This is a genomic window from Agromyces molybdatiresistens, assembly GCF_052748445.2.
The window spans coordinates 388,787-401,873 of the sequence record NZ_CM188258.1 but is presented as its reverse complement, the minus strand read 5'-3'; the positions used below and the strand labels follow the sequence as shown (position 1 = coordinate 401,873).

Below are 13,087 nucleotides of genomic sequence, written 5' to 3'. Positions count from 1 at the left end.
CCCTCGAGTCTACGGTCGGGCGGCTGGGCGGCCGCGGTGAGGGCGAGCGGATGCCTCGTGGCCGCCGGCGCGAGCCCCATCGACGACGCGGGCGCGAGTTCGCAGGACCAGAAGCACCATCCATCCGCATGCCGCACCATCGGTCGGCACATCCTGCGAACTCGCCCGCCCGCGGCGAGTGCCGCCCGCCCGAGCCATCCGTCTCGAACGAAAACGCAGGACCAGATGCACGATCCGTGCGTCTGCCACCCCATCGCGCGTCTCATCCTGCGAACTCGCCCGCGGGAACCTGAGAGTTTCCATGCATCGGGATGGATCTTCAGCTCAGCGGCGTTGGATCATTGCGGACGGCGCGGCTGCGCCATCCGCTCGAAGGAAGGAAGCGCACGACATGAAGGCGATCTGGAACGGCACGGTCATCGCGGAGTCCGACGACACCGTCGTCGTGGAGGGCAACCACTACTTCCCGCGCGAGGCGATCCGCCCCGAGTTCTTCGTCGCCAGCGACAACCGCAGCGTGTGCCACTGGAAGGGCACCGCCAACTACTTCCACGTCGAGGTCGACGGCCAGCGCAACCCGAACGCGGCGTGGACGTACGAGACGCCCTCCGAGGCGGCCTCCGAGATCCGCGAGCACGTCGCGTTCTGGCGCGGCGTCGAGGTCGTCCCGGCCTGAGGCGCGTGCCGAGGTCGAGCCCGCGGCTGCGGGGCGCGCGGCGCGAGCGGCGCCCTGCGTGAGTCGGCCCCGCGTCCTCCGGCGTAGGCTGGTGCGGTGACGCGAACGGATGCCGCGGCGCCTGCCGCCGCCGACACGAGGTTGCGCGTCCGCACCGTCGCGGTCGACGAGACCGCCCCGCTCGTGCCGCGGCTCGACCCGAGGCATCCGCTGCTCTGGATGCGCCGCGGCGAGGGCATGATCGGACTCGGCGAGGTGCTCCGCATCGAGACGAGCGGGCCCGACCGGGTCGCCGACGCCGCCCGGGAGTGGCGGCGGGTCACGGATGCCGCGGACGTCGACGATCGCGTCGGCCTGCCCGGCAGCGGGCTCGTGGCGTTCGGCGCCATCGCGTTCGCCGACGACTCGGCGGCGACGAGCGTGCTCGTGGTGCCCGAGATCGTGCTCGGCCGACGCGACGGGCGGGCCTGGGTCACCAGGATCGAGCTCGTCGACGAGGCATCCGCCGCGCCCGCGCCGGTCGAGCTGCCCGAGCCCGCACCGAAGCGCGACGTGCCGCGCGTGCGCTTCGAGCCCGGCACGATGCCCCCCGAGGCATACACCGTCGCCGTCGCCGAAGCCGTCCGCCGGATCGACGACGGCCGCTACGAGAAGGTCGTGCTCGCGCGCGAGATCGTGGGCACGCTGCACGAGGGCGCAGGCCTGCGCGCCGCCCTCGCGAAGCTCGCCGACGACTACCCCGACACGTGGGTGTTCGCGGTCGACGGGCTCATCGGGGCGAGCCCCGAGACGCTCGTGCGCGTCGACCACGGCACGGTGTCCGCGCGCGTCCTGGCCGGCACCGCCTCGCGCGGAGCGGACGCGGCATCCGATCGCGACCAGGCCGCCCGCCTCGCGTCGTCGCACAAGGACCTCGCCGAGCACGCCCTCGCCGTCGAGAGCGCGGTCGCGACGCTCGGGCCGCACACCGCCAGGCTCGACGCGAGCCCCGAGCCGTTCACGCTGCAGCTGCCGAACCTGTGGCACCTCGCGACCGACCTGAAGGGCACGCTCGGCGACGGCTCGTCCTCGCTCGACCTGGTGCGCGCGGTGCATCCGACGGCCGCGGTCGCCGGCACGCCTCGCAACCTCGCGCTCGCGGCGATCGCCGAACTCGAGGGCTTCGACCGGGGTCGCTACGCCGGACCGGTCGGCTGGGTCGACGCCGACGGCGACGGCGAATGGGCGATCGCACTGCGCTGCGCGCAGGTGTCTGCGGATGGCACCGTGCGCGCCTATGCCGGGTGCGGCATCGTGCACGACTCGGTGCCCGCCGACGAGCTCGCGGAGACCGACATGAAGTTCCGGCCGATCGTCGAGGCGTTCGGGGCGCCGCCTCCGTCACCGCCGGTGCCGTAGCACTGCACCTCGGCGTCGCCGACCGTGCGACTCACCCGGTCGCGAGCCTCGCCTTCTGCTGTTCGATGTCGTAGTCGGCGAGCGGCCAGTCGAGCTTCATCGACTCGAGCGCATCGATCAGCAGATGCTGCACCGCCAGCCGCGCATACCACTTGTGATCGGCGGGCACCACGTACCAGGGGGCGTAGGGGGTCGTCGTCCGATCGAAGACGAGCTGGTATGCCTCACGGTACTTCGGGGCCAGCATCCGCTCGTCGATGTCGCCGGGGTTGAACTTCCAGTGCTTGTCGCGGCGCTCGAGCCGCTTCAGCAGCCGGGAACGCTGCTCATCCATCGAGATGTGCAGCATCACCTTGATGATGACGGTGCCGGACGCCGCGAGCTCGGCCTCGAACTCGTTGATCGCGTCGTATCGGCGCTCGATCTCGTCGGGCGTTGCGAGCTCGCGCACGCGCGCGATCAGCACGTCCTCGTAGTGGGACCGGTCGAAGACGCCGATCATGCCGGCCTCGGGCACCTCCTTGCGGATGCGCCAGAGGAAGTCGTGCGCCAGTTCCTCCTCGGTCGGCTTCTTGAAGGTCGCCAGCTGCACGCCCTGCGGATCGACCGCACTCATGACGTGCTTGACGATGCCCCCCTTGCCCGCCGTGTCCATCGCCTGCAGCACGAGGAGGATCCGACGCGGATCGTCGCCCATCTGGTGCCCCGCGAACAGTTGCTCCTGCAGGTCGGCGAGGATCCCCGCACCGACGGCGAGCGACTTCTCCGCCTCCTTCTTCCTGCCCTCGAACCCCGGCGAGCTGTCCGTGTCGACGTCGGCGAGCACGAAGTCCTGCCGCACGCGGAGGACGTCCATCGGATCGCTCGCCCAGTACTTCTCCAGCCCCACGGCGCTCCTCTCACGGTCGCGGCCTCCGCGACGCTCCCCCATCATGGAGGGCCGACGGATGCCACGGCAAGGGGGTCGCCCGGCCGTTGCCGTTCTCAGGACCGACACGTCGCCGGGCCCTTCCCGACCGGCGTGTCGTCCTGAGCGAGGCCCGGGGCGACGGGACGTTCCCGAGGAGCGTGCCGACCGGCGGTCAGCGCGGGAGCGGGACCTCGAGGAGGGTCGGGCCGGTGACGGCCGTGCCGAGGGCCTCGTCGAGCTCCCCGCGCGTGGTGGCGCGGCGGTACTCCCAGCCGTAGGCGCGCGCGAGCGCCGAGAGGTCGACCGACTGCGGCGTGTACTGCACGCGGTCGAAGGCATCGGCGGGGGCGGATGCCGCGACCTCGAGCGCGTCGAAGATCGTGCCGCCCCCGTCGTTGCCGACGATCACGAGCACGCGCGGGCGCACCTCGCCGGCCCCGATCAGGAGCGATCCCACGTCGTGCAGGAGCGTCAGGTCGCCGATCAGGACCCGCGTGGTGCCGCTCGCCGATCGATCGACGGATGGCGCCGAGGCATCACCGACGTCGGCATCGGGACCGACCGAGGCCCCGGGAACGACCGCGGCGCCCGGCACCGCCGGCGCACCCGGCACCGCCGGTGCACCCGGCACCGCAGACTGGCTCGCGATCGCGATGCCGATCGCCGTGGCGACGGTGCCGTCGATGCCCGCGAGCCCGCGATTGGCGTGCGCGGGGATACGGCGCCCGGGAACGTTGCGGTCGGCGTCGCGGATCAACCGCGACGCGCCGAACACGAGCCGGTCGTGCGGCCAGGTCGCCGCCCACAGGGCCTCGACGAGCATCCGCCGGTCGACCGGCCGCCTGATGCGCGCGAGCTGGTCCTTCAGGTACGTGCGCTGCGCGGCGTAGTCGCTCACGTGACCGGTCTCGTCGACGCCGCTCCGGAGTCCGCCCGATCCGGAACCGCCATCGGTGCGGCCATTCGCGGTCCCATCGGCGCTGCCGTGAGCGGCCACGCCGGAGCCGACCCCGGCTCCCGCCGCATCCCGTCGATCGAGCAGGATCCGACTCGCCCGGACCCACCGCCCGGTCCACGCCCGCTCGTCGGCCGTCGACTCGTTCGGCTCCACCACGACGGCGCGCTCGAACCGGTCGACCGCGTGACCCGGGTCGAACCACTCGATCCCCCACGGCGCGACCGCGATCGTCTCGACGCCGTCGCGCTGCACGAGGGCGGGCACCTCGCGCGACAGGGTCGGGTGCCCGAACACGATCGCCCGTTCGACCTGATCGCCGAACCCGGGCTCGCGCAGCAGTTCGCGATACGCGACCACGAGGTTCGGCCCGAACCGGGCCCCGCTCGTCACCTCCGCGAGGAGCGGCCATCCGCCCGCCCGCGCGAGTCCCTCCGCCTCCGGTCCGGCTCCGGCGCCGGCGATCACCACGGTGCGCGGCCCGTGCGCGAGCCGTGCGGCGCGAACGCCCGCGCCGCCCGCCCCCGCCGCCGCGCGCGCGGCAGCGCTGATCGAGGCGACGGATGCCGCGGCATCCGCTCGCACCGAGGGCGCCGCGTCGAGCGACTCGGCCGACGAGAGCGGCTCGCGGTACTGCAGGTTCAGGTGCACGGGGCCCGGGCCCGGATGCGGCACGAGCACGCCGTCGGCATCGACGCCGAGCGCGGCCCGCACGGCCTCGCGTGCGAGGCGCGCCGCGGCATCCGCCTCACCCGCCCGCCCCTCGGGCGGTGCGACATCGCGCTCGAGGCGCACCGCGCCGGCGAAGATGCCCGGCTGCACCGTGGTCTGGTTCGAGCGGATGCCGCGGAGTTCCGCCGGCCGGTCGGCCGTCGCGACGATCAGCGGCACGCCCGCGTGGTGCGCCTCGAGCACGGCGGGATGCAGGTTCGCGACGGCGGTCCCCGAGGTCGTGACGACCGCGGCCGGCCGGCCGGCCTCGACGGCGAGGCCGAGCGCGAGGAACCCGGCGCCGCGCTCGTCGATGCGGACGTGCAGGCGGATGCCGCCCACCCGCTCGAACTCGGCCGCGGCGAGCGCGAGCGCCTGTGAGCGCGAACCGGGGGCGACGACCACGTCGCTCACGCCGGCGCGGATCAGTCCGGAGAGCAGCGCGATCGCGGCTGCGGTGGCGGGACTCGCGACCGTGCGGGCGGCCTCAGGCATTCGGCAGACCCGAGGGTCCGGGATCGCCGGGGCCGTCGGTGCCGTCCTTGCGACGGCGGTCGGTGCCGAGCGCGTCGTCGGGGTGCGGGCCGCCCTCGGCGTCACCGCCGAGTTCCTGGTCGAGCTGCTCGAGCTCCTGCTCGAGGCGTCGGATGCGCTCCTCGTGCTCGGCGTCGGCGCGCAGTCGGCGGAGGAAGTCGGGGTCGTCGTCGGGCGCGTTGCTGTGCGGGTTCGTCCGACCGACGCGGATGGCGCGGCCGCGACCCACGATGAACCAGAGCGCCGCACCGATGACGGGCACGAGCAGGATCACCACGATCCACCAGCCGCGCGGAAGACCACGGATGCGGGTGCGATCGAAGAGCGCACAGTCCACCGCCGCGTAGATCGTGAAGACCACGGCGGCGACACCGGCGATCAACCAGAGGCGGACCATGCACCGATTCTAGGCGTGTCGGCTCACGTTCGGCTGGGAGCGAGCACCCAGACTGCGCCGCCTACACTGATCGGGTGAACGCCATCCCCGTCTGGCTCCGCTACACGCTGCTGCGCGTGCTCCTCTTCGCCGCACCGCTCGTGGTGCTGCTCGTCGCGGGCGTCACCCCGTGGATCGCGGTGCTCGTCGCCGCGCTGTTCGGCTTCAGCGCATCGCTCATCTTCCTCCGCAAGCAGCGCGAGGCGCTCGCTCAGGACCTCTACGAGGCCCGCCACCGCGAGCAGCCGGTCGTCCGGGCCGACGACGAGGCCGAGGACGCCGCGGTCGACGAGGCAGCGCAGCGCCGGGCCGAGTAGGGGTCCGTGCCGCGCGAGGTGCCGAGGGAACCCTCCCGGGGCCATCACTGCCCTGCCCCGTAGGAAGCCCGTCTTGCCCGGCGCCGGATCCCGCTCTACGCTCCGCTCGGGAGCACAAGCGCCCTCCGACCCGATCAGACCCGAAGGTATCCGATGCCGCATCCCTCTCGACACTCCGTCGTGCCCACGACCGTTGCCCTCACCGCAGCCCTGTGCCTCCCGCTGGCGACGGCGACGCCGGCGTACGCCGAGACCGACCATCAGCTCGACGTTCCGGCCGTTGCCGTCGAGGTTCCGGTTCCGGATGACGACCCGCTCAGCCGCCTCCACGCAATGCCCCGCGAGGGGAGCGCGGTCGAGCTCGCCCGCGGCGCGGCACCGCACGACGGCTCCGGTGCCCGGACCTTCGACACTGATTCGACGACCGGGACCGGCGGCATCTCCGGGTGGGCATGGGCGCTGAGCACCGACGGGTTCACAGTGGGCATGGGCTCCGTCGAGGTCACGGCGTTCCTCGTCGACCCCGTCACCGGCGATCTCTCCGCGGCAGGAAGCGCGGTCTCGAAGGCCGGGGGTTCGTACCTCATCGAGGAACTGGCGGCGGGCTCGTACGTGGTGCTGTTCGCGCCGCCGCCGCCGTCCGACCAGTTCTACCTCCCGGAATTCTGGGAGGACGCTCCCCTGGCTGAATGGGCCACCCGGGTCGACGTCGCCGATGGCGCCACGACGCCCAACGTCAACGAGCGTCTCGAACCACTGCTGGCCGGCTACCTCGCGGGCGAGAACCGGTACGAGACATCCGTGGCGATCTCCAGCGCCGGGTTCGATACGGGCGTGGACTGCGTGTACATCGCGTCCGGTGCCAACTTCCCCGACGCACTCAGCGCCGGACCGGCCGCTTCAGCATGCGGCGGGCCGCTGCTACTGGTGCCGCCGACCCATGTGCCGGGCGTGGTGGCCGAAGAGCTCGGCCGGCTGAAGCCGGCGGAGATCGTCATCGCGGGCGGCACGGCTGCCGTTTCCGCCGCGGTGGGCGAGACGCTCATGGACTACGCCCCCACGGTGCGTCGGATCCAGGGAGTCGACCGCTACGACACCTCTCGCAAGATCGTCGAAGACGCGTTCGGCTCATCCGAGGCGGTCTGGGTGGCGACGGGCACCAACTTTCCTGACGCGCTCTCTGCCAGCGCCGCCGCCGGTGCGGCCGGCCTCCCGGTGCTGATCGTGCCAGGCAGCGCCACGACGCTCAACGCGGACTCCGCCTCGGCGCTCGCGGCGCTCTCGCCCTCGCTGATCGCGATCGCCGGCGGCACGACGGTGGTGTCCTCAGGCATCGCCCAGCACCTCGAGACGATCGCGCCGGTCACCCGCTTCGGCGGCGCGGATCGCTACGAGACCAGCCTGCTCATCAACCGCGCGGTATGGGACGCCGAACTCGGCAGCTCGTCGGTGTACGCATTCCTCACCAACGGCCGGAAGTTCCCCGACGCGCTCTCGGGCGCACCGCTGGCCGGACTGCTCGGCGCACCGATGTACGTCGTTCCGCCCGCGTGCACACCCGATGAGATGCAGCAGCACGTCGCAGACCTCGGAGTGTACGAGGCCTTCCTGCTGGGCTACTTCTCGCAGATCGAGCTCTGGGAGCCGCTCGCGCGCTGCTGAGCGCCGGCTGCCTTGCACGCAGCGCGTGACGCGCGGTCCGACGTACGGGATCGCGCGTCACGCATCGGACGCCGCCACCGCCGCCACGCGGCATCCGCTCGCTAGAACGCGAACGCGAGCCCCATGCCGATGCCGTAGGCGAGCGCCGTGAGGCTCGCGAGCTGCAGCCCGATGATGAGTTCGCGCGCAGTGCGCGCCCAGCCCACGATCACGCAGGCGGGCACGGCGGCGAGCAGCGCGAACAGCACGAGCCACGCCGGCGGGTAGAGCAGCGCCCAGAACACGGTGATCGCGAACGGCGCGAGCATGAAGACCGCGAAGAGGATGCGCCCGACGAGCGGGCCGACGAGCACCGCGAGCGTGCGCTTGCGCGCGAGGTGGTCCTGCTCGACGTCGCGGAGGTTGTTCGCCATGAGCACCGCGCAGGCGATGAGGCCGACGCCGACGCCGCCCGTCCACGACTCGAGGTTGACGTCGAGCGCCTGCACGTACGTCGAGCCCGCCGTCGCGACGAGGCCGAAGAAGACGAACACGAAGAGCTCGCCCAAGCCGGAGTAGCCGTACGGACGCTTGCCGCCCGTGTAGAACCAGGCCGCGACGATCGCGGCGGCGCCGACCGCGAGCAGCCACCACTGCTGCGTGATGATCACGAGCGCGAGGCCTGCGATCGCGGCGATGCCGAAGAACGCGAGCGCGACCCCGAGCACCTGCTTCGGCGTCGCGGCGCCCGAGCCCACGAGGCGCGCCGGGCCGACCCGGTGCTCGTCGGTGCCGCGAACGCCGTCGGAGTAGTCGTTGGCGAAGTTGACGCCGATCTGCAGCGCGAGCGCAACGACGAGCGCGAGCACTGCGCGCCACGGATGGAACGGCTCGTCGAGATAGCCCAGCAGGACGACGCCGGCGCCGGTGCCGAGCGCGACGGGCGCGATCGCGAGCGGCAGGGTGCGCAGGCGCGCGCCGACCACCCAGTCGCGGAAGGTCGCGGGGCCGCGCTTGGCGCGCGGCGCGCCGGCGGCCGCCTTGGCCGGGTTGCCGGAGCGGCCGTTCGTGCGGGACTTCGTCGTCTTCGCGGCCTGGGCCGACGGAGCGTCGGGGGCGGACTGGGTGCGCGGGGTCTTCGGGCGTGCCACCCCGACATGCTAGTGCGCATGGCTCTCGGTGGGCACCGCCGGGCGGGCGCGGGCTGCGACGGAGGCAGAGCGCATTCCGGCGCCCGCTGCGCGTGCGCGGCTCGAGTTCGCAGGACCAGACGAGTGACAGGCGCCACATGGGGCACATCGCGCGCGTCATCCTGCGAATCCGACACGGATGCCGCACCTCGTCCGCCGACGAAGATCGACCCCACCCCGCGCCCCACGAATTCGCAGGACCGGACGACTCACAGGCGCGACAGGGGCGCGCATCGCGCGCCTCATCCTGCGAACCGGGTCACGGCAGGGAGGGGTCGGCCCGCCGAGCTCGCAGAGGCGCTCGCGGCCGGCCGGCCGTCAGTCGCCGGCGCGACAGCCGCCGCCCGTCAGGCGGGCGTGGCGTCAGGCGCCCACATCGCGGGCGAGGGCGGATGACGCGACGCGGTCGGGTTTGCCCGACGCGAGCCGCGGCAGCTCGTCGACCACCACGAGGCGCACGGGCCGGCCGGCCGGTGGCAGCCCCGCGGCATCCGTCGCCGCGCGCAGCGCCTCCAGCGCGCCCGCGGCGCGGGCCGCCGCCGAGGCAGCGACCACCGCGGCGCGCTCGCCCCACTCGGCGTCGGGCACAGCGACCGCGACGGCGTCGCCGAAGCCCGCGACGCCGTGCACCGCGCGTTCGACCTCGCCGAGCACGACCTTGACCCCGCCCGAGATCATGACGTCGTCGGCGCGGCCGGTCACGCGCAGGCGCCCGTCGGAGCCGATCGAGCCGAGGTCGCCGGTGCGGTACCAGCGCGTGCCGTCGGGGTCGGCGACGAACGCGGCGGCCGTGCGCGCGGGGTCGCCGAGGTACCCGTCGGCGAGGGTGGGACCGCCGAGCTCGAGCTGCCCGTCGATCTCCCGGGCGAGCACGCCGGGGAGCGGTCGGCCGTCGTAGACGCATCCGCCTGCGGTCTCGCTCGAGCCGTACGTGCGCACGACCCGTGCGCCGAGCACGGCGGCGCGATCGGCGAGCGCGGGCGCCAGCCGCTGACCGCCGACGAGGATCGCGGCGTACGCGCGGAGGGCGCGTGCGACCTCGCCGTCGGGATCCGGCCCGGCCGCCTCGACGAGGCGCGCGAGCTGCACCGGCACGAGCGACGTGAACCGCGGCAGCGCGTCGCGCGTGCGCATCATCCCCATCGTGGCGGCCGCGAACGCGTCGGGCGTGAACGGTCCATCGGGCATCGCGACGATCGGCGTCCCCGCGACGATCGAGCGGACGAGCACCTGCACCCCCGCGATGTAGTGCCCGGGGAGGGCGAGCACCCAGCGCCCGTGTCCGCCGAGCGCCGCGGCGGTGGCCTGCGCGCTCGCGCGAAGCGCGGCGGCCGAGAGCACGACGCGCTTGGGTGCGGCGGTCGAACCGGATGTCTCCACGACGACGGCCACGTCATCGTGGACGGTCGCGGGCACGTCGCGCTCGTCGGCGCGGCCGCCCGTTCCGTCCGCCGACGGGTCCGCCTCAGCAGTCGCGTCCGCCCGCGCCGACGCGTCGGCAGCGCTGCCCGAACCCGCGATCCCGCCGCCGGCGTCCGATGCCGGCCAGACCACCGGCCAGACCGCCGGCCCGCCCGCCAGCGCGTCGGCCAGCCGTGCACGGAGCGCCGCGACATCCGTCACCGACACCCGCACGAGTGGTTTCACCGCGCGTCCCACCCGTTCAGCGGCATGCGCTCGCCCACCGGCGCACGCCCCGCCCGCGGAGCGACCGCGCGTTCCGCCCGCGTCAGTACTGCCACGGGTACGGACCCCAGTCGGGCTCGCGCTTCTCGAGGAACGAGTCGCGACCCTCGACGGCCTCGTCGGTGCCGTAGGCGAGCCGCGTCGCCTCGCCCGCGAACACCTGCTGGCCGACCAGCCCGTCGTCGACGGCATTGAACGCGAACTTCAGCATGCGGATCGCGGTGGGCGACTTCGTCAGGATCGTGCGTGCCATCGCGATCGCCTCGCGCTCGAGGTCGGCGTGCGGCACGACCCGGTTCACGGCACCGATCTCGTGGGCGCGGTCGGCGGAGTACTCCTCGGCGAGGAAGAACACCTCGCGCGCGAACTTCTGGCCGACCTGGCGGGCCATGTACGCGGAGCCGTATCCGGCGTCGAAGCTCCCGACGTCGGCATCCGTCTGCTTGAAGCGGCCGTGCTCGCGGCTCGCGATCGTGAGGTCGCAGACGACGTGCAGCGAGTGGCCGCCGCCCGCCGCCCAGCCGGGCACGACCGCGATCACGACCTTCGGCATGAAGCGGATGAGCCGCTGGACCTCGAGGATGTGCAGGCGCCCGACCGCCGCGTGCCCGCCGTGCGAGCCGGGCGCACCCTCGACGATCGCCGTCTCGGCGTCGGAGTACTTGTACCCGTCGCGCCCGCGGATGCGCTGGTCTCCGCCCGAGCAGAACGCCCAGCCGCCGTCCTTCGGGCTCGGGCCGTTGCCGGTGAGGAGCACGACGCCGATGCGCGGGTTCGTGCGCGCGTCCTCGAGCGCACGGTGGAGCTCGTCGACCGAGTGCGGACGGAACGCGTTGCGCACCTCGGGACGGTCGAACGCGATACGTGCGATGCGCCCGTCGGTCGAGTGGTGGTACGTGATATCGGTGAAACCGCCTGAACCGGTGACGGATGCCGCGACATCCGTCCACTCGCTCGGATCGAACAGCTCCGACACCTCGACTGCCATGCCGTCCAGCCTACTTCCGGCCGCACCGGCGCCGGGGTGACAGACTCGTCGCATGAGCGCCGACGCCCTGCCGCCCCTGCACGACCTGCTCGCGACCGCCCGCGTCGTCGCGCTCCCGCTCGTCACCCGGTTCCGGGGCATCGACGTTCGCGAGGCGCTGCTGTTCGAGGGGCCCGAGGGCTGGACCGAGTTCGCGCCGTTCGCCGAGTACGACGACGACGAGGCCGCCACCTGGCTCGCCGCCGCGATCGACTTCGGCTGGAACCCCGCGCCGCCGCCCCGCCGTGATCGCATCCCCGTCAACGCGACGGTGCCCGCGGTCGACGCCGACGAGGTCCCCGCGGTTCTCGAGCGGTTCCCCGGGTGCCGGACCGCGAAGGTCAAGGTCGCGGCATCCGACCAGACCCTCGACCGGGATGTCGCGCGCGTGCGCGCCGTTCGCGACGCGATGGGTCCCGAAGGCCGCATCCGCGTCGACGCGAACGGCGGCTGGAACATCGACGAGGCCGAGCATGCGATCCACGCGCTCGCGCCGTTCGACCTCGAGTACGTCGAGCAACCGTGCCCGACGATCGACGAGCTGGCCGAGATCCGCGCGCGCACGAAGTACATGGGCATCCCGATCGCCGCCGACGAGAGCGTCCGCCGCGTCGACGACCCGCTCGCGGTGGCCGCCGCACGTGCGGCCGACCTGCTGGTCGTGAAGGCGGCACCGCTCGGCGGCATCCGTCGCGCCCTCGACATCGTCGAACGCGCGGGCCTGCCGATCGTCGTCTCGAGCGCGCTCGACACGAGCGTGGGGCTCGCGATGGGCGCCCACCTGGCCGCGGCCGTCCCCACACTCGAGTACGACTGCGGGCTCGGCACGGCCTCGCTGCTGGCGGCGGATGTCACGACCTCGCCGTTGCTCCCGACGGATGGCGCGATCGACGTGCGCCGCGTCGACGCCGACCCCGCGCTGCTCGACCGAAACGGGGCCGACGGCGACCGGACGGCGTGGTGGCTTGCACGACTCGAGCGCTGCCACGCGGTCCTCTCCGACGGAACAGCCTGATCAACCGCAGTATCGAGGGCGGCGGCGAAGATCCTGAGGATTACCCCCGTTTCTGGGGGTATCCGGTGCGCGATCTCGGGGAGCACCCTGAGTCCATCAGCGTCGATCGGGTGCATCGTCGGATGCGGCGGTCGGTCGACGGCCGTTCCAACCCGAATCGAAGTGGAGCAGGGATGTTCTCGAAGACCATGACCAACATCGGCGCCGGCATCGGCCTGGCCGCCGCGATCACGCTCGGCAGCGGCGCTGCCGCCTACGCGCACGAGTGCTACAACGCCAACCGTTCCGAGAAGGGCAGCGCGGGCGCCAACAAGTCCGAAGTCTGGCTCACCGTGTACTTCGAAGAGCTGACCTTCGAGCTCGACGCGGAGGACGCGGCGTGCGTGACCGCCGCCTACGCGAGCATCGGTGCGCCGATGTCGTTCACCATCATGACGGGTGGCGCGGTCGGCCAGGGCGGCGTCATCGCCTCGAACAACCCGCACCACGAGAAGGCGGCCGACGGCAAGGGCATCGACGAGATCTTCGCCGCGCACGGCGCCGACCTCTTCTACGCCTTCGACAGCTGCGGGCTCGACCTGCCCATCTAGG

Annotated in this window: 12 protein-coding genes; 6 read left to right on the top strand and 6 right to left on the bottom strand. The window is 73.1% G+C overall.

Translation table 11 applies throughout. The features are described 5' to 3' along the window. The first annotated feature begins 391 nt into the window (after positions 1 to 391). Together ACULK2_RS01865 and ACULK2_RS01860 are read left to right on the top strand one after the other, a co-directional pair. Entirely contained in the window at positions 392 to 676 is a 285-nt protein-coding gene (locus ACULK2_RS01865; RefSeq protein ID WP_445970087.1) for a DUF427 domain-containing protein, read from the top strand. 96 nt (positions 677 to 772) lie between these two features. Beyond that, the gene (locus tag ACULK2_RS01860; protein WP_445970088.1) at positions 773 to 2,074 is read left to right on the top strand and encodes an isochorismate synthase; all 1,302 of its coding nucleotides are present in this window, start codon (positions 773 to 775) and stop codon (positions 2,072 to 2,074) included. A gap of 31 nt (positions 2,075 to 2,105) precedes the next feature. Here the strand turns inward: ACULK2_RS01860 and ACULK2_RS01855 are convergent, their stop codons facing one another. The 3 genes from ACULK2_RS01855 to ACULK2_RS01845 all read right to left on the bottom strand — a co-directional run bounded on the left by ACULK2_RS01855 (position 2,106) and on the right by ACULK2_RS01845 (position 5,581). After that, positions 2,106 to 2,930, bottom strand: a complete 825-nt coding sequence (locus tag ACULK2_RS01855) for a PPK2 family polyphosphate kinase (RefSeq protein ID WP_445970104.1) — start codon at positions 2,928 to 2,930, stop codon at positions 2,106 to 2,108. A gap of 226 nt (positions 2,931 to 3,156) precedes the next feature. After that, on the bottom strand, positions 3,157 to 5,145 hold the full coding sequence (gene menD, locus ACULK2_RS01850; protein WP_445970089.1) for a 2-succinyl-5-enolpyruvyl-6-hydroxy-3-cyclohexene-1-carboxylic-acid synthase: 1,989 nt from the start codon (positions 5,143 to 5,145) through the stop codon (positions 3,157 to 3,159). Then, complete coding sequence (locus ACULK2_RS01845) at positions 5,138 to 5,581, bottom strand: PLD nuclease N-terminal domain-containing protein (RefSeq protein ID WP_445970090.1); 444 nt, start codon at positions 5,579 to 5,581, stop codon at positions 5,138 to 5,140. Before ACULK2_RS01845 ends, menD begins: the two co-directional genes overlap by 8 nt. Positions 5,582 to 5,655: 74 nt before the next feature. On the opposite strand from ACULK2_RS01845, the gene ACULK2_RS01840 reads away from it, so the two are divergent. Together ACULK2_RS01840 and ACULK2_RS01835 are read left to right on the top strand one after the other, a co-directional pair. Continuing rightward, positions 5,656 to 5,937, top strand: coding sequence for a DUF4229 domain-containing protein (locus tag ACULK2_RS01840; RefSeq protein ID WP_445970091.1), 282 nt, complete (start codon positions 5,656 to 5,658; stop codon positions 5,935 to 5,937). A 180-nt stretch (positions 5,938 to 6,117) separates the two neighbouring features. Continuing rightward, a complete protein-coding gene (locus ACULK2_RS01835; protein WP_445970092.1) occupies positions 6,118 to 7,599 on the top strand; it encodes a cell wall-binding repeat-containing protein in 1,482 nt (493 codons plus the stop codon). Positions 7,600 to 7,700: 101 nt separating this feature from the next. Here ACULK2_RS01835 and ACULK2_RS01830 read toward each other — a convergent pair whose 3' ends face one another. From ACULK2_RS01830 to ACULK2_RS01820, 3 genes are all read right to left on the bottom strand, one after another. Then, a complete protein-coding gene (locus tag ACULK2_RS01830) occupies positions 7,701 to 8,729 on the bottom strand; it encodes a 1,4-dihydroxy-2-naphthoate polyprenyltransferase (RefSeq protein WP_445970093.1) in 1,029 nt (342 codons plus the stop codon). A gap of 402 nt (positions 8,730 to 9,131) precedes the next feature. Continuing rightward, the gene (locus tag ACULK2_RS01825) at positions 9,132 to 10,415 is read right to left on the bottom strand and encodes an AMP-binding protein (RefSeq protein WP_445970094.1); all 1,284 of its coding nucleotides are present in this window, start codon (positions 10,413 to 10,415) and stop codon (positions 9,132 to 9,134) included. Between the two features lie 82 nt (positions 10,416 to 10,497). After that, the gene (locus ACULK2_RS01820; RefSeq protein ID WP_445970095.1) at positions 10,498 to 11,442 is read right to left on the bottom strand and encodes a 1,4-dihydroxy-2-naphthoyl-CoA synthase; all 945 of its coding nucleotides are present in this window, start codon (positions 11,440 to 11,442) and stop codon (positions 10,498 to 10,500) included. A 52-nt stretch (positions 11,443 to 11,494) separates the two neighbouring features. Between ACULK2_RS01820 and ACULK2_RS01815 the strand changes: the two genes are divergently transcribed. Both ACULK2_RS01815 and ACULK2_RS01810 read left to right on the top strand, forming a co-directional pair. After that, positions 11,495 to 12,496: an o-succinylbenzoate synthase gene (locus ACULK2_RS01815; RefSeq protein ID WP_445970096.1), complete on the top strand. Its 1,002-nt coding sequence runs from the start codon at positions 11,495 to 11,497 to the stop codon at positions 12,494 to 12,496. Positions 12,497 to 12,669: 173 nt separating this feature from the next. Continuing rightward, positions 12,670 to 13,086 (top strand): hypothetical protein, encoded by a 417-nt coding sequence (locus ACULK2_RS01810; RefSeq protein ID WP_445970097.1) that lies wholly within the window; start codon positions 12,670 to 12,672, stop codon positions 13,084 to 13,086. The last annotated feature ends 1 nt before the right edge of the window (position 13,087 follow it).

Excerpts from the sequence above, each read along its gene's own strand:
- ACULK2_RS01865 (WP_445970087.1), top strand. The coding sequence starts at position 392 with ATGAAGGCGATCTGGAACGGCACGGTCATCGCGGAGTCCGACGACACC.
- ACULK2_RS01855 (WP_445970104.1), bottom strand. The coding sequence starts at position 2,930 with ATGGACGTCCTCCGCGTGCGGCAGGACTTCGTGCTCGCCGACGTCGAC.
- menD (WP_445970089.1), bottom strand. The coding sequence starts at position 5,145 with ATGCCTGAGGCCGCCCGCACGGTCGCGAGTCCCGCCACCGCAGCCGCG.
- ACULK2_RS01845 (WP_445970090.1), bottom strand. The coding sequence starts at position 5,581 with ATGGTCCGCCTCTGGTTGATCGCCGGTGTCGCCGCCGTGGTCTTCACG.
- ACULK2_RS01820 (WP_445970095.1), bottom strand. The coding sequence starts at position 11,442 with ATGGCAGTCGAGGTGTCGGAGCTGTTCGATCCGAGCGAGTGGACGGAT.
- ACULK2_RS01815 (WP_445970096.1), top strand. The coding sequence starts at position 11,495 with ATGAGCGCCGACGCCCTGCCGCCCCTGCACGACCTGCTCGCGACCGCC.
- ACULK2_RS01810 (WP_445970097.1), top strand. The coding sequence starts at position 12,670 with ATGTTCTCGAAGACCATGACCAACATCGGCGCCGGCATCGGCCTGGCC.